This window comes from Paenibacillus flagellatus (assembly GCF_003217775.1).
Classification (GTDB): domain Bacteria; phylum Bacillota; class Bacilli; order Paenibacillales; family NBRC-103111; genus Paenibacillus_AB; species Paenibacillus_AB flagellatus.
The window spans coordinates 62,657-79,039 of record NZ_QJVJ01000011.1; the positions used below are offsets into that span (position 1 = coordinate 62,657).

12 protein-coding genes are annotated in these 16,383 nt (G+C 62.4%); 6 read left to right on the forward strand and 6 right to left on the reverse strand.

Going from position 1 to position 16,383, the window contains the following annotated elements; all coding sequences use genetic code 11:
* Positions 1–4: 4 nt before the first annotated feature.
* Positions 5–790 carry an ABC transporter permease gene (locus DLM86_RS22955; protein ID WP_110842410.1) on the forward strand — a complete coding sequence of 262 codons (786 nt, stop codon included), beginning with the start codon at positions 5–7 and terminating at the stop codon, positions 788–790.
* A 65-nt stretch (positions 791–855) separates the two neighbouring features.
* Here DLM86_RS22955 and DLM86_RS22960 read toward each other — a convergent pair whose 3' ends face one another.
* Both DLM86_RS22960 and DLM86_RS22965 read right to left on the reverse strand, forming a co-directional pair.
* Positions 856–1,563 (reverse strand): class I SAM-dependent methyltransferase, encoded by a 708-nt coding sequence (locus DLM86_RS22960; RefSeq protein WP_211326576.1) that lies wholly within the window; start codon positions 1,561–1,563, stop codon positions 856–858.
* An 80-nt stretch (positions 1,564–1,643) separates the two neighbouring features.
* Entirely contained in the window at positions 1,644–2,294 is a 651-nt protein-coding gene (locus DLM86_RS22965; RefSeq protein ID WP_110842412.1) for a DedA family protein, read from the reverse strand.
* Between the two features lie 211 nt (positions 2,295–2,505).
* Here DLM86_RS22965 and DLM86_RS22970 point away from each other — a divergent pair, with 211 nt between their 5' ends.
* Positions 2,506–2,694, forward strand: coding sequence for a uracil-DNA glycosylase (locus DLM86_RS22970; RefSeq protein ID WP_110842413.1), 189 nt, complete (start codon positions 2,506–2,508; stop codon positions 2,692–2,694).
* Between the two features lie 45 nt (positions 2,695–2,739).
* On the opposite strand, the gene DLM86_RS22975 is transcribed toward DLM86_RS22970, so the two are convergent.
* Both DLM86_RS22975 and DLM86_RS22980 read right to left on the reverse strand, forming a co-directional pair.
* Positions 2,740–3,063: a hypothetical protein gene (locus tag DLM86_RS22975; protein WP_110842414.1), complete on the reverse strand. Its 324-nt coding sequence runs from the start codon at positions 3,061–3,063 to the stop codon at positions 2,740–2,742.
* Between the two features lie 162 nt (positions 3,064–3,225).
* A complete protein-coding gene (locus DLM86_RS22980; RefSeq protein WP_110842415.1) occupies positions 3,226–4,995 on the reverse strand; it encodes a glycoside hydrolase family 35 protein in 1,770 nt (589 codons plus the stop codon).
* Positions 4,996–5,205: 210 nt separating this feature from the next.
* Here DLM86_RS22980 and DLM86_RS22985 point away from each other — a divergent pair, with 210 nt between their 5' ends.
* From DLM86_RS22985 to DLM86_RS23000, 4 genes are all read left to right on the forward strand, one after another.
* Complete coding sequence (locus DLM86_RS22985; protein ID WP_110842416.1) at positions 5,206–6,117, forward strand: helix-turn-helix domain-containing protein; 912 nt, start codon at positions 5,206–5,208, stop codon at positions 6,115–6,117.
* Positions 6,118–6,241: 124 nt separating this feature from the next.
* Positions 6,242–8,149, forward strand: coding sequence for an FAD-dependent oxidoreductase (locus DLM86_RS22990; RefSeq protein WP_211326577.1), 1,908 nt, complete (start codon positions 6,242–6,244; stop codon positions 8,147–8,149).
* Positions 8,150–8,536: 387 nt separating this feature from the next.
* Positions 8,537–10,348 (forward strand): putative bifunctional diguanylate cyclase/phosphodiesterase, encoded by a 1,812-nt coding sequence (locus tag DLM86_RS22995; RefSeq protein ID WP_110842417.1) that lies wholly within the window; start codon positions 8,537–8,539, stop codon positions 10,346–10,348.
* 220 nt (positions 10,349–10,568) lie between these two features.
* On the forward strand, positions 10,569–11,126 hold the full coding sequence (locus DLM86_RS23000; RefSeq protein ID WP_110842418.1) for a glutathione peroxidase: 558 nt from the start codon (positions 10,569–10,571) through the stop codon (positions 11,124–11,126).
* A 115-nt stretch (positions 11,127–11,241) separates the two neighbouring features.
* Here the strand turns inward: DLM86_RS23000 and DLM86_RS23005 are convergent, their stop codons facing one another.
* Together DLM86_RS23005 and addA are read right to left on the reverse strand one after the other, a co-directional pair.
* Positions 11,242–12,318 (reverse strand): permease, encoded by a 1,077-nt coding sequence (locus DLM86_RS23005; RefSeq protein WP_110842419.1) that lies wholly within the window; start codon positions 12,316–12,318, stop codon positions 11,242–11,244.
* Positions 12,319–12,376: 58 nt separating this feature from the next.
* Positions 12,377–16,381: a helicase-exonuclease AddAB subunit AddA gene (gene addA, locus DLM86_RS23010; protein ID WP_110842420.1), complete on the reverse strand. Its 4,005-nt coding sequence runs from the start codon at positions 16,379–16,381 to the stop codon at positions 12,377–12,379.
* Positions 16,382–16,383: the final 2 nt, after the last annotated feature.

Consider the following 16,383-nt stretch of genomic DNA (forward strand, 5'->3'; position numbering starts at 1 on the left):
CGGGATGACGTTATATTTCCGCTATTTGCTCATTTTGTTCAAATCGCAGATGCAGTACCGGACCTCGTTTTGGCTGCTGTCGTTCGGCCAATTTTTCATCCCGTTCTCGGTATTCGCCGGCTTGTACTTCCTGTTCGACCGGTTCGGCCAGATCAAGGGGTGGAGCTTCTACGAGGTGGCGCTGTCGTTCGGGGTCATCCATATGGCGTTCGCCATCAGCGAATGCTTCGCCCGCGGCTTCGACGCCTTCTCGTCTCTCGTCGCCGCCGGCGACTTCGACCGGCTGCTCGTCCGGCCGAGAAGCACCGTCGTACAGGTGCTCGGCTCGAAATTCGAGTTCACCCGCATCGGCCGGCTGGGCCAAAGCTTGATCGTGCTCGTCTGGGCCGTAACGAGCCTGCCCGTCGAATGGACCGTCTGGAAAGCGTTCACGCTGCTGCTGATGGTCGCGAGCGGCGTATTCATCTTCACCGGCATTTTCATGCTGGCCGCCACGCTTTGCTTTTGGACGATTCAAGGGCTCGAAGTCGCCAACATTTTTACCGACGGCGGCCGGGAGATGGCGCAATATCCGCTTAACATTTATCAGAAATGGGTGTCGCGCTTTTTCACGTTCGTCATCCCGTTCGGGTGCGTCAACTATTTGCCGCTGCTGTACTTGCTGGACAAGACGGAAGGCGGCTCCCCCGTCGGCTATATGCTCGCGCCGCTGGCGGGCATCGCCTTCATCGTCCCGTGCCTGCTCGTCTGGCATATAGGCGTGAGGCATTACCGATCGACGGGGTCATGAGCCATCGTTCCGAGCGAAACCGTCAAGGTCGCAATCCTTGACGGTTCCGCTCGGAGCCGAGCTCGTTATCCCTTTATGGAAGGCGCGCCGCCGTGCTTATACCAAATGCCGGCGAACTCGGGCACGGACGACCACCCGTTGCGGGCCACCCGCCGCGATACGTCCTCGCCGAAGAAAAACGCCGTCAGCTCCTCCGCCTCCTCGGAATCGTCGAACCGATAATCCAACGGTACCTCGATGCGCGTATACCCGTATCGATCCTCCAGCAGCCGATAGTAGGGCTGCAGGAAGCCCGGCGGAGCCGGACGGCCGGTCCCGGTGCCCAACGTTTCGATAATGACGGACGTCCCGTCCGGTCGCAGCAGGCGGCGCACCTCCCCGATCATCCGCTCCGTGTTCCGTTCCCAGTCCGGAACGTCCGCGCTTGCCAAATAACAAAACGTCCAGCCCGCGATCGTCAAATCGACGCTGGCGTCCGCCAGCGGAATCCGCCGGTGGTCGGCGACGACCGTCCGCCAGTTGGCGAGCCGCAGCGAGCGAAGCTTCTTCTCCAGCACCGCCAGCATGGCGGCGGAGGCGTCCGTGCAGACGAGCGACTTGGCTTCCGGGGCCATCATGCAAGCCAACCGGCCGGTTCCCGCCCCCAGGTCGGCTACGTCCAGCCCGCGCCAGTTCCGGATCGCCCGAATCGGGCCGGCCAAGCTCGGCTGCTTGCCGATCAGCTTGTCGTAACGGTCCGCCTGATCGCGGTAAATGGATTCGTGCGAAAACAACAAACATCCCTCCTTTTTCGTTCGATCCGAGCGTAAGCGATGACGCAGGGACAACGTCAAGATGGATGTTATCGTCGCGATCATTTCGTCGTTTCGCCGGACCTCTCGAGCGGACGGGAGCCGTTCGCCCGAAGCCGCGATGCGATCCCCGCCCGGTGCCGCTTCAGCAGCAGGAACGCCGCCGCCGCGACAGCGAGCGCGATGATCGCGAGGGTGGAGTAGCGGGAGATCGCGTGAAGCGCCGTTTCGATATGTTTGCCGAACAGCACCCCGACCGACACGTAGACGATCACCCAGAGCAGGCCGCCGATAAAGTTATAGATGAAAAACGTCCGCGGCCGTACTTTCAATATCCCCGAAACGTAACCCGTAAAATGCCGCAGGCCGGGAATAAAGTAGCTGACGAAAATGAGCTTGTCGCCGTACCGGTCGAACCAGCCGCTTACTTTCGCGATGCGGTCCTTGTTCATGAACACATATTTGCCGTATTTGTCGAAAAACGGCGTACCGAGCTTATAGCCCAAATAGTACGTCAGCGTCGTTCCGGCGATAGCTCCTATATACGAAAAAGCGATAATGAACGGGATTGCGGAAATCCCAAGCGTCGACAGATGACCGGATACCGCCATGGCCAGCTCGCCGGGAAACGGCAGCGCCATCGATTCGGCGAACAAGCCGAAAAACAAAACGAAATAGCCGTACTGCTCAAACAAGTTGCCGATCCATTCCATCGTTACGCTCCTCAAGGGGAAATTTGTCGTTCTACCCCAAGTGTAACGAAACGGCGGCTCCTTCAAACCGAACCGGAGATCGGTTTTCGAACTGGACCTTGGTCTCGCAGGAATCCGGACCGGCGCATCGAAAAACCGGCCGGACGATTGACGAGTTCGCGGCCGGCGGGCTAAGCTAGAAGGAGCTTATTCCGTTTGACGAGAGGGTACGATGACCGAACCGACGAAACGAATCGACTGCCTGAAATGCCGTCATTATTATGTAACATGGGATCCGAGCTTTCCGCGGGGATGCCGGGCGTTCGGCTTCAAGACGCAGACGATGCCGAGCGTTGCGGTGTTGTCGTCCTCCGGCAAGCCGTGCATGAACTTCGAGCCGAAGGCGAAGCCGCGCGCTTGAACGGACCGAAGCCCCGTCCGCCGGACGGGGCTTCGTCGTTCGCGATCAAATATAGGGCAGCAGCGACAAGGCGACGAAGCTCGCGAGCGGCAGCACGACCCGGCGGAACCGGCGTCCCGGGAAAAAGTACGGCGAATAGTAATAAGGCGAATAGTAAGGCGGGTAAGGGGGATAGAAGCCTCCGTAATAGCCCGGATAAAAAGCCCGGTACCCCGCCCCTTCCTCCGGCCCGATCGGCACGGCCAAGTACAGATTGTGTTCGTCGACATGCTCGATGATGCCGTCCACCGTATACCCTTCCGCCACCTGGACGCGAACGTACCGGTACAAATGCTCCTTGCAAATCGAATGCGCATCTTGAATATGCATCGATCACACCTCCACACCACCCATGATATTCACCTATACCCGAATGGTTCCGGTAAGGTGAGGCGGCGATTCGGAAGCGCGATCGGAGGCGGTACGCATCGGACGCAACGCCGAAAAGGAGACGCGTATCGCGCCTCCTCGCTCGTGGTTTGGGCATCACCTTTATTCCGGCGCCTTCTCCGTCGGGCCCAGGTCCGGCTCCGCCTTGAATTCGACTTCCGGCGCTTCGCACCCGTGAAGCTCGAACACGACGACCTCGTTCGTTCCCGGGCGAAGCAGCGGTCCCGGCACGTACAAGCTTTTTTGCGGGCCGACGTTCCAGTACCGGCCGAGGTTGAAGCCGTTCACCCAGACGACGCCCTTCGTCCAGCCCTCCAGATACAAGAACGTATCGGCCGCTTTCTCCGCTTCGAACGTCCCCCTATAAAAGGCAGGCTTATCTTGGGGACCGACGTCCGAATACGCCACCTTCGACAAATCGTCCAGCGGAAGCGTGCGTACGGTCCAATCGAACAGGAACTGATAGCCGAACCGGACGCCTTCCGTCACGCCCTTCGGATCGCGCAAATACGATCCGTAGTTGATCCGCCCCATATTCTCCACGAGCAGCGTCAGCTCGACGCCTTCCGCCGGCACCTCGAACGACAGCTTCGTCTCCTTGTTCCACCGCTCGATCGTGCCGATCGGACGGCCGTCCACGAAGACGAGCGCGCGGTCGGCGACGTTTTGCACGTTCAGCTGGTGGGCCGGACGCGGACCGGAGATGCGCGTCGTGTACTGGATGAACCCGTAATTTTGCCCGTACGTCTCCATCGGCTCGGGGCAGGTCGAACGGATCGGCGACGACAGCGCGTCAAGGTTCGCGAACAGATCGGCTTGGCCGGTCATGCGCACCCGGCCGTAGGCCGCCTTCTCGGCCGGCGCCGGCAGCGGCGTCTCGGGAACGTCCGCGTACCGCGAAAGCACCTCGCGCACTTTGAAGTATTTGGCCGTCGGCTCTCCCGCCTCCGTCAGCAGCACGTCGTAGTCGTAGCTCGTAATCGTCGGCTGGTACTGATCGGGCGCGGGGCAGTTCGCGCCGTTGTAAAAGCCGAAGTTCGTGCCGCCGTGGAACATGTAAAAGTTGACCGAGGCGTCCTCCTTCAGCATCTCCTCCAGCACGTTCGCCACATCGCCGCCGTCGCGCGTATGGTGATGCTCGAACCAATGGTCGAACCAGCCGTTCCAATACTCCATGCACATGACCGGCTCGTCCGCCTGGTACTCGCGAAGCTTCGCGAACGACTCGCCTACGCGCGAGCCGAAGTTGACGGTCGCCAGCACCCCCGGCACCGTCCCTCCCTGCAGCATCGCGTCCGTCGGCCCGTCCGACGTGAACAGCAGCACATCGACGCCCCGTTCGATCATGCTTTGGCGCAAATGGTTCAAATACCGGATGTCGTTGCCGTAGCTGCCGTATTCGTTCTCGATTTGCATCGCGATAATCGGCCCGCCGTTCGTCGATTGCAGAGGGACGAGCCGCGGCAAAAGCTCGTCGAAGTAGGCGTCCACTCTATCGAGAAACGGCTTATGATAGCAGCGCAGCTTCATCCCGGGATCGGCGAGCAGCCAGGCCGGCAGGCCGCCGAATTCCCATTCCGCGCAAATATACGGGCTCGGGCGGACGATGACGAACAGGCCGAGCTCGCCCGCCGTCCGGATGAACCGCTCGATGTCGGCGATGCCTTCGAAATCGAATCGTCCGGGCTGCGGCTCGTGCACGTTCCACGCCACGTACGTTTCCACCGTATTGAAGCCGCACGCCTTCAGTTTCAACAGACGGTCCCGCCAATATTCGGGCACCGTGCGGAAATAATGGATCGCCCCGGACAACAGCCTCACCGGCTTGCCGTCGTATACGAACCGGCCGCCCTTCGTTTCCAATGTCGCCATTCGTCTTCCCGACCTTTCGTTGTACGTTGGATGGATTCGTATCTCTCTATCATCATAAATCACCGGGCGAATTTGACACCATGCGCATACCGTCCGTTTTTTTGACCATTTGTGCCGGACGAACGGGACGTTGTGTGGTACGATATTCGTAGGAAACGGAAAGCGCCGAATCGGTCGAGCTTCGGACGGAGGATGGAGGACGGAAGACGGATGGACATCGAAATGTACTTTCCGAACATGACGAGCACGCTGCAGCTGACCGGGTGCGGCTTCGGCGTCAAGCCGCCGGGCTGGTCGTACCCGACCCACCACCACCACCTGTTCGAGCTGCTGTACTGCTACGGAGGAGAAGCCGAGCAGCACGTGAACGGGCGCGCGTTCCCGCTGCGCGAGGGCGATTGGCTGCGCATCAAATCCGGCGTACGGCACCGGACGGACAACCGGTCGGAGACGCCGTACTCGTTTTTCAACATTCATTTCGACGTCGACGACCCCGAGCTGCGCAAGCGGCTCAGCGGCTCGGACTACGGGCTGCTCACCCGCGCCGAAGCCGAACGCACCGGACTCCCGGTCTATATTCGCCGCATCGAGACGATCTTGACCGAAGGGCTGGTCGATACGCCCGGCGGCATGAGGGAGAAAATCGCGCTGACCCGCCTCTCCCCCGGCCGCCGGCTCGAGCTTCAGGCGTACGTGCTGCTTCTCATCGGGGAAATCGCCGATTCGGCCGGAGCCGAGCCGCTTGCCGCCTCCGTCTCGCCGGAAGCGGACCGGAAAACCGGGTTCACCGCCTTCGAGACGGATATCGCCCACGCGGTCGAGGAGCGGCTGCAGCGGATGGCGTCGTCCGGGGCGGACGACTCGATCGCGCGGATCGCCGACGAGCTGCATATTAGCCGCAGCCAATGCACGAAAATATTCACCAAAGTGTACGGCGTCTCTCCCCGCCGCTACGTCAGCCGGTTGATCGAAACGAGGGCGAAACATTTGCTCGTGACGACCGGCAGGACGGTCGAGGACATCTCGCTCGAGCTCGGCTTTCGCTCGCTCAGCCATTTCTCGCGGCAGTTCCGCCGGTGGACCGGCCTTTCACCGCTCCAATACAGGCCGAAGCGGCAGTAGACGGCGGAAGCCGGGCGGCGGCTCGAGACAAGTAGACCGATAGTCTATTTTCGGATAGACTGTCGGTCTATTTTGCGCTACAATGGAGTCATATCGGTTGCAGGAGGAATGTCCGGTGAACTTGATGCGCCCCTCCACCCGCAAAAAACGCGACCACGTCATCGAGACGGCGCTCGGCCTTTTCATGGAGAAAGGGTACGAGAACGTCTCCGTCGACGATATCATTGCGGCAACGCATACATCCAAAGGCACGTTTTACCATTACTTCAATAGCAAGGACGACATCGTCGCCGAAGTCGGCGAACGGCAGCTCGCCATCGTCGAGCAGTGGATGAAGCGGACTCCGGCGCAAGTGCAATCGCTCGAAAGCCATATCAACCGGCTGTTTCTCGATTTGGCGGCCGGCATCGGCGCGTACCCGAGGCTGTACCGCAGCTTGGCCGCGCTGTCGCTTCACAACGACAACTTGAACCGGAAATACCGGGAGCAGACGGACGCCCTGTACAACGCTCTGCTTCGCTGGCTGCCCGACCCGGAAAAAGCGAGCCTGCTGCTCAGCGCCTATACCGGCATCGTCCTGAAATGGTGCATGAGCGAGGGCGCCGATCTCGAGCGGATGATCCGCTCCGAGCTCGCCCTGCTGTGGGCCGGCTTGCGCACGAACGAACCGGCGGGACCGCTCTCGGTCTCCGCAAACCCGAAGGAGGAACCCCCCATGAAAATAGCCGTCATCGGAGGCGGATTGGCCGGCTTGACCGCGGCCGCCTATTTGTCCGAGGAACCGGGCGTCGAAGGCGTCCTGTTCGAGCGAAGCCCGCAGCTTGGCGGCCGCGCCTTCACGTACGAGAAGGCCGGCTTCACGCTCAACTACGGCGCCCATGCCGTCTACGGCATCGACCGCCACAAGCTGACGACGCTCGAGAAGGAGCTCGGCTTGTCGTTCAGCAGCAAGCAGGTCGACAAGCGGAAGGTCATGTACGAGAAGCACGATCAAATTACGCCCGCCCCGCTCGACTTCGTCAACCTGATGAAAACCGAGCTGCTGAGCACGATGCAGAAGGTCCGCTTCGTCGGCGAAATTTCGGCGATCATGGCGAACATCCATCAGATGAAAAATTACCGCACGCTGGGCGATTTCCTCGCCGATTCGAACGCCGACGAGGACTTGAAGGAGCTGTGGGAGCATCTCGTCTGCTCCAACTTCTTCATCACGCCGGAGGACGCCCGCCGGGTATCGGGCGCGGTCATCAGCGAATATTACCATAACCTGTTTCTGTCCATGAAGCCGGTCAACTACGTGCTCGGCAGCTGGGCCGTCATCACGAACCAGCTCCGGGAGAAAATCGACATGTCCGGCCGGTGGGAAATCGCCATCCAGGAAGGGATCGACGCGATCCGCTACGAGGATCGCAAGTTCGTGCTGACGTCGAAATCGCGCGAGCTCGCCTTCGACCGCGTCGTCTTCGCGATGCCGGTGCAGCAGGTGATCAAGCTGCTGAAAGGAACCGCATGGGAGCCGTTCCTCGCCCCGTACGAATCGAACACCGCGACCGAGGTCATGGTGTACGACGTCGGCTTGAGCCGGGTCGTCGCCCGCCCGTTCTCTTACATCAGCGACATGAACAACAAGATGTTCATCAGCGACGTGTCGGCCACCGACCATACGCTCGTGCCGGAGGGCGGCCAGCTGCTGCAGGGCATCGCCTACTTGCATGACGAGTTCGAGAACGAGGACGCGCGCAAAAAATATCTCGAGCAGCGCACCGAGCAGATGGAGCAGCTGTTCGACCGGCATTACCCGGGTTGGCGCGACGCGATCGCCGTCAAGCGGGTGTCGAAAAAAGCGATGGTCGCGAGCGTCAAAAATATCGCCTCCAACAAGCTGCTGCCGAACCGGGTCGAGAACGTGCCGTTTTACTTTTGCGGCGACGGCTGCGTCGGCAAGGGCGAGCTGGCCGAACGCGCCTTCGCGAGCGCGCGCACCGTGGCGAAGTCGATATTGAAGGACGTCCGCCAGCCGGCGACGGTATAAGGAACAAACGGACCGAAAGGCGAAACGTTCGCGCTTTCGGTCCGTTTTGGTTTTGTTCCGACGAAGCAGCCCGGCGCGATAACCGGGCCCGCGCGACCGTCCGAACCCGGTTGTCGCGCCGGGCTACCGAATGCTTCGGAGCTTTCGTCCCGGCCAATGGAAACCGGCGTATGCGCCAAGCCCGGCCGTGCGCACAATCGATCGTTGGACCCGCTCGTTGCGCCGATTCTCGTTAATCCGACAAAATCAGACGATTTTTCATAGAATCTCCCATGAAAATAAGGTATACTGGAGAAGAAATTCGACAAGGTACGAGCTTCTCGCCTTCGTCGACGTAACGAACGCGTAATCGTCGATCCAATCATCGCAAGGAGTGTAGCACGCCGCATGAACCAAAAAAACGCCAAAGTGTTTGCCATCGGACATTCCATATTCCCCGTGGTGCTGCTGCTCCTGTTCGTCAGTCAAAAGCAGTTCGTGCTGCTCGCCCTTGCGGCGTTGTCGCTGTTGTTTACGATCTTTTTGCTGCACCGGGCGTTTACGGTCCGGGACTTGAGCCAGCTGCTGCGCATGCCGGGTCTCGCCGCCATCGTCCTCGTCGACATGGCGATCGTGACGCTCGTCTACATATTGCCCGACTGGTCTCCCGGGGTCAGTCCGACATGGCTTCTGCTCTTCCTTCTTCCGCTCTACGCGACCGAGCTCGGCAAGCGGACCGCGCTCGTCCTTTGCGCGCTCGGCGTCGGCGAGATCGTGCTGTTCCGGCTCGTGCAGGGCGGCCCGCTGTTCTCGCTCGATACGGTCATGAACATGCTCGCGATGATCGTCCTGATCGTGCTCGTCGGCCGAACGTCGGACAACCTGGTGCGCATGGCGTACTACGATCCGCTCACCGAGCTGCCCAACCGGGAAATGTTCAAGGACCGGCTCTCCGCCGCCTTGACGAAGCGGAGCGCCCGTCAAAAAGGGCTCGCCGTCATTTTTCTCGATCTCGACCAGTTCAAGCATGTCAACGATACGATGGGCCACGAAACGGGAGATTCTCTCCTGCAAACGGTTGCAGAGCGCATCCGAACCCATATCGACAACGACATCATGCTCGCGCGCATGGGCGGCGACGAATTCGCGCTGCTCGTCCCCCATCTGGCGAGCACGGACGAGGCGACGCAGGTGTGCAACGCGATCATCCAAAGTATGGGCGAGGCGATTTTTCTCGGCCCGCACGAAATTTATTCGACGACGAGCATCGGCATCGCGCTGTACCCGAACCACGGCACGACCGCCGATACGCTGATGAAAAACGCCGAAGCGGCGATGTACCGGGCGAAGCAGCAAGGGCGCAACAACTTCCAATATTACATGGCACCCGAGAAGACGGAAGCGCAAATCGAGCGGTTCGCCATGGAGGCGATGCTGCGCAAGGCGCTGGAGAGGGACGAGCTGCTCGTCTACTACCAGCCGCGCATCCATACGAAATCGGAGAAAGTCGTCTGCGTCGAGGCGCTCGTCCGGTGGCAGCACCCGACCCTCGGCGTCGTCCCGCCGAAAGACTTCATCCCGCTTGCGGAGGAAACCGGGCTGATCGTCCAGCTCGGCGAGCAGGTGCTGCGCAAGGCTTGCGCCCAGATCAAGAAATGGCAGGACGACGACATCGGCTTGGACGAGCTGTCCGTTAGCGTCAACCTGTCGCCGCTGCAGTTCCGCCAGCAGCATTTGCCGGCGGTCATCGCCCGCATTTTGCGCCAAGCCGGGTTGAAGCCGCAATATTTGGAGCTGGAAATTACGGAAAGCGCCGCGATGCAGAACGTCAACCGGAACATTCTCATGCTGCGGGAGCTGAAGGAAATGGGCGTCAAAATTTCGATCGACGACTTCGGCACCGGCTACTCGTCGCTCAGCTACTTGAAGAAGTTTCCGATCGACGCGCTCAAGGTGGATCGCTCGTTCATCAGCGGCATTCACGAAGACCCGGACGACGCCGCGATCGTCAACGCCATTATCGTGCTGGCGAAGACGCTCAAGCTGAAGGTGACCGCGGAGGGCGTCGAGACGGAGGAGCAATACCTGTACTTGCAGCAGCACCATTGCGACGAAGCGCAAGGCTACTTGTTCGGCAAGCCGATGCCACCCGAGACGTTCGAGGAATGGCTGAAGCTGAACATGACGGAGCCGGATCTGATCTTGTCTCCGGAAAATTGAGCCGCCTTCGCCGCTGCGTACGCTATGCTGCGGAAATCCCCGGAACGGGCCTGATGCCAGGCTCTCCGGGGATTTTTTTGTCGCTGCGGACGCCCGAAAGGCCGTCGTGCCTCTGGCTTATTGGCGATACCTATTCATCCTATTCCCTCTATATATTGGACTGATGAAAGGAGCCGCCGTATGATGGACTTGAACATTCCGGAGAGGAGGACAGGAAACCGTGTCCATCTACGATATTCAAGTGAACGGCATGGACGGCCGGCCGGTCGAATGGTCTGCGTACCGCGGAGCCGTGCTCCTGATCGTCAATACGGCGAGCCGGTGCGCCTATTCCCGCCAATTCGCCGGCCTTCAGCGGCTTTACGACACGTATCGCGATCAGGGCTTCACGATACTCGGATTTCCGTGCAACCAGTTCAACGACAAGGAACCGGACGAAGGACCGGCTGTTCGGCTGTATTGCGAACAAACGTTCGGCGTCGCGTTTCCGTTGTTCGCCAAGACGGAGGTGCGCGGACCGTCCGCTCATCCGTTGTTCCGGTATTTGACCCGGCAAGCGCCGTTTCGGGGCTTCGACCCGGAAAGCCCGGAGGAACGGAAGATGGAATGGTTTTTGAAAGAAAAATACCCGGACATTTATGCCGGGGACGGGGTCAAATGGAATTTCTCGAAGTTTTTGATCGGCCGGGACGGGCGCGTAGCCGGCCGGTACGAAACGACGACGGAGCCGGACGACATCGAGCCCGCCATCCGATCGCTGCTTGCCGATCGGGCTTGAAGCTTGTCGGCGCCGATGCGGGAAATTCGCGCCTGGCGACAGCGCCGTTGCGGCGTTACGGAACGCGAAAGCGGCAGCTCGGGACGATAGGCGTCCGTGCTGCCGCTTTCGTTCATTACAGGAAGATCCAGCCGGCCAAGCCGCAGGCGACGCCCCCGACGACGACCGAAGCGGCGACGAAGCCGATGACGCGCGGCGGGAACGCCTTGGCCACCATAAGGAGCGACGGCAGGCTGACTGCCGGAAGCGTCAGCAGGAGCGCCGCGGCCGGTCCCGCTCCGAGGCCGAGCGATTGCAGCGACTGGATGATCGGAATTTCCGCCGCCGTCGGGATGACGAACAGCATGCCCGCGACGGAAAAGCCGACGATCGCGAGCACGCCGTTCGCGTTCGCTTCGCCGACCGCCGGGAACAGCCAGGCGCGCGCCGCGCCCAGGACGAGCACGGCGACGACGTAGGCGGGCACGACGCTTACCGCCATCGCTCCGATCGCACGCAGCCAGCGCACCGCAAGCGGTCTCCGCTCCTCCTGGGGGGCGTCGCGTTCCGGCAGCAGCTCGTCCGGCACTCGTTCGCCGCGAGCGAAACGGTTGGCGAAATAGCTGACGCCGAACACGAGCAGCAGGCCGAAGCCGATGCGGAGCAGCGTAAACTTCCACGACAGCACGAACGTCATGAAGATGAGCGTCGCCGGGTTGAGCACCGGATTGCCGAGCCAAAACGCCAGCGCCGCGCCGACCGACACCCGCTGCTTGCGAAGGCCGACGGCAAGCGGCGCGGCGCAGCACGTGCACATCATGCCCGGCAGCGAAGCGATGCCGCCGGCCAGCGTGCTGCCGAACGTCGTCCGCCCGAGGACGCGCAGAAGCCATTGCCTTGGGATCAGCACCTGCACGAGCGAGCCGAGCACGATGCCGAGTACGGCCGCTTGCCAAACCGCTTTGTAATACGATTTCGCGTAATCCCAGGCCGCCTGCCAGGACGGGGGCGGCGCCGCCCCTTCCTTGCCGGCGACGATCGAGGAGCCGATCGAGTGCTGGGTTGCGGCCTTGATCGCTTTTTGATAATACGGCCACCATTTCACATAGGTGAGACCGATCACGGCGATCAGCACGAACAGCACGACGAGCAGCGCCGTCCGTTTGCCGGAATCGGACCCGCGTCCGCCCGCGGACGGTGATACGGAATTCATCGGTTCATTTCCCCTCGTCTCACGCGAATCGCGTGAGCTTCTTTCCTATCAGCTTGCCCTATTCCAGCGTTACGATATGAGGCCCGTCGAAGAAAAACAGCACCTTCTCCTTTACCGGCCTCCGCCAAATGTCTCCGATCGCCTTCGCGTACAGCGAGAGCTGCACGCCGTAACGCTCCTTCAGCGTCTCCAGCCGATTGCCGTACACGGCGTCCGTCTTGTAATCGAGGAGCACGAGCTCGCCGTTTTCCTCGAACAGACAGTCGATCACCCCTTGCACGAGCACCGTCTCGCCCCGCACCGCCTCGTCGGCCTCCGGATATACGTCCTCCGCCGGCAAGCCGTAGCTAAACGGCACTTCGCGGTATACGTTATCGGCGCGAAGCAGCCTTCTCCCTACCTCCTCGCAGAAAAACGAAGCGACGACGGCCGCGTCGATCGCATCGCGATGCTCGTCCGGCAGCAGTTGGCGGGCGACCATCGCGTCGACCGTCGCCCGCACCGTCTCTTCGGTCACGTCGCCGTGCAGCGGCACATGCTGCATGACGGCATGATAAGCCGTCCCCCGCTCCGCCGCCGTCATCTCCCGCTTGCCGAGAAACTGCGGCCGGCGGGTCAAGCCGAGCAGCGGCGCCTGCGACGGACGCGAGCTTTGCGGCTCGTCCGCCGGGGAGGCCGGCGACTCGAGAACCGGCCATGCGGCCGCCTCCCCGTCGTCCCGTCCGAACGTTCGCTCGGCGAGCCGCTTCAGCTCGGACACCGACGTTTTCGAGAACAGCGCCGACGCCTGTCCGTACCGGTACGACCATTCGAAGCGCCGGTCGAGAACGGCGGCCGCGCCTCCGGCTGCGGCGTCGCGCCCCGTTGCGGGCGGCACCGGCTCGAGCTGGGCGACCGCCTCCATCCGTTCGTCCGCGAAGCGCACCTCGACGGCGGCGGCCGCTTGGGCGAAGCCGATCGACGGGACGACGCCGACCCGCCATTGCGACGGCTCGTCCGCCAGCGCCGCGGGCACGCGATACGCGTCCGCGCCGCCGCTCCAATCGCGCAGCGCTCGCGCCTGCGGATGGCGGATGAGCGCCGGCCCGAGCCAATCCAAGTAGCAGCGCGCCTTCGCCATCTCGTAGGCGGGCAGCTGCCAGCCGGGCTCGTCGCGCATGCGGCTCCACGCCTGCGCCGATTTCTCCATCGACTTGACCGTGCCGACGAGCACCATTTTTTCCTTCGGCCGGGTAAGCGCGACATAAAGGACGCGAAGCTCCTCCGCGATCGTCTCCATCTTCATCCGCCGCCGGATGGCGAGCATCGGAAGCGTCGGACAGGCGACGCGGGTGTCGGGATCGACGTACATCGGCCCGAAGCCGAGCTCCTTGTGGAGCAGGAACGAGCCGTACAGATCCGTCTGGTTGAACGTCTTGCCGAGTGCGGCCACATAGACGATCGGGAACTCGAGCCCTTTGCTTTTGTGGATCGACATGATCCGGACGACGTCCTCCTGCTCGCCGAGCGCCCGGGCCGCTCCGAGGTCGGCGCCGCTGTCGCGCATCCGTTCGACGAAGCGCAAAAACCGGAACAGTCCCCGGAACGAGGTCGACTCGTACTGGCGGGCCCGGTCGTACAGCGCGCGCAAATTCGCCTGGCGCTGCAGTCCGCCGGGCATGCCGCCGACGAAATCGTAAAAGCCGGTATCGCGGTAAATCGTCCAGATCAGCTCCGCGAGCGAGCCGTTGCGCGCATCGGTGCGCCATCCGTCCAGCTTCGCGAGAAACCGCGCCAGCTTGTCGCGAAGCTCCGGCGCTTCGCCGGTCGTTCCGTTCGCCGAGCCCGCCGTTTCAGGATCGGTCTCTTCAGCCCCGGCGAACGCCAAAACGGCTTCGTAGTACGGCTTGCGCTTGGAGCGGACGCGCACCATCGCCAGCTCCGCCGCCGTCAGCCCGAACATCGGGGAGCGGAGAACGGCCGCGAGCGGAATGTCCTGATACGGATTGTCGATAATTTGCAGCAGCGACAGCATCGTTTCCACTTCCGTCGCCGAGAAGTAGCCCGCGCTCAAGTCGGCGTAGGCGGGAATGCCCGCCGCCCGCAGCTCGTCCATGAATACCGGCGCCCATTGCGACGTCGAGCGGAGCAAGATGACGAAATCGCGGTAAACGGCCGGCCGAAGCCCTCCCGTACCGCGGTCGTGCACGAGGAACGGCTTCTCCCCGTCCATACCGGTCAGACGCCGGATTTGCGCGGCGATGAAGCGCGCTTCGAGCTGCGCCGTCTCCGCCTGCTGCTCCTCCTGCTCCAAGCTCGACCGGCTCGCTTCCGCCGACTCCGGCGCTTCGTCCGTCTCATCGCCGTCGTACGAGGCGGCTGCAGCCTCCTCTCCGTCGTCGTCCGCCGCCGCATTCCCCCGATCGATCAGCACCAGCTCCACCGCAAGGTCTTCGGGGCTGTCCGGGTACGAAGCGCCGCAGACGAGCCGGGCCGCCTCGTCGTACTCCATTTCCCCGACCCGCTCCGTCATGACCTGCTTGAACACGAAGTTGACGCCGTCGACGATTTGCCGGCGGCTGCGGAAGTTGCGGGCGAGGTCGATTTTGCGCCCTCCGGTCGGGTCGTCTTCCGACGACGGCTCGAACGCGCGGTACTTCGCCATGAACAAGCCGGGCTCCGCGAGACGGAACCGGTAAATGCTCTGCTTCACGTCGCCGACCATAAACCGGTTGCCCGGAGCGGGACGCGAGATGAGCGCGACGATCGCTTCCTGGACCGAGTTCGTGTCCTGGTATTCGTCGAGCAAAATTTCCGCGAACTGTTCGCGGTACTGCTCGGCCGCCTCCGACGGGACGAGCGTCCCCGGCTCCGAATCGGGCGCGCGAAGAATGTCCAGGCAGTAATGCTCCAGATCGGCGAAATCGACGAGTCCTTTGGCCGCTTTTTTCACCCGGTACCGGTCCCCGAACTCGATGACGATTTCCGCCAGCTTCCGGACGATCGGCGCCATCGCCGCGAGCTCCGCCGCGTACTGCTCCGGCGTCCGCTCGAACAGCTCCTCGCGGATGTCGCCGAACCGCTTCTTGACCCGGTCGCGCAGCTGCTTCGTCTGCTCCTGCAGCTCCTTGTCGTAGTCGGATCCGCGGCAAGCGTTCAGCTTGCCGAACGTCGTCGCCCGGAACGCTTCGAACAGCGCCTCCCACGACACGTCCGCCGCGAGCAGAGCCGCTCCGATCTGCTCGAGATCGTCCTTCACGTTCGCCGCGTACGGAGCCGGCCCGCCCGGCATGCCGGTCAGCCGCAGCGCCTCCGCAAGGACGCCCTGCATCCCCTGCAGCTCCATCTTCACGTCCGCGACCAGCGTAGCGAGCCATGGATTGGCGACTTCCCCGGCCGTCTCGGCGTCGACCGCCCCGGCATCGAAGCGGGCCGCCGTGTCGAGCAGCCAGCGATCGGGCCACGGATGGCTCCGCGAATAATCGTACAGCTGCTGGATGAGCCGGAACAGCGCGTCGTCTCCGCGCTCGCCCCCGAAGGCGTCGGCGAGCCGCCAAAACTCGTCGTGCTCCCCGCCCTTCGCATAGTGCTCCTCGAGCAAGTCGCTCAAAATGTCTTGCCGCATCAGCTCCGCTTCCGTCTCGTTCGCGATGCGGAACGCCGGATCGAGCCGGATGCGCTGATGATGGCGGCGGATGACGTCGAGGCAGAACGAGTGCAGCGTCGTGATCGAGGCGCGGGGAATGAGCGCGATTTGCCGGCGCAAATGGTCCGAGCCGGGCTGCTCCAGCAGCTTCTTCTCGATCGCTTCGCGGATTCGCTGCCTCATCTCGCCGGCGGCCGCGTTCGTGAACGTCGCCACGAGCAGCCGGTCGACGTCGACCGGGTCGCGCTCGTCCGTAATGCGGCGGATGATCCGCTCCACGAGCACCGCCGTCTTGCCCGAGCCGGCGGCAGCCGCCACGAGGATGTCCGACCCGCGGAGGCGAACCGCCTCCCACTGCTCGTCGGTCCAGCTGCTGCCTTCCGGCTTGGGCGTCCGGGGCGGACGCGCTCCGGATATGTACGTATCGTCGTTCGTCATGC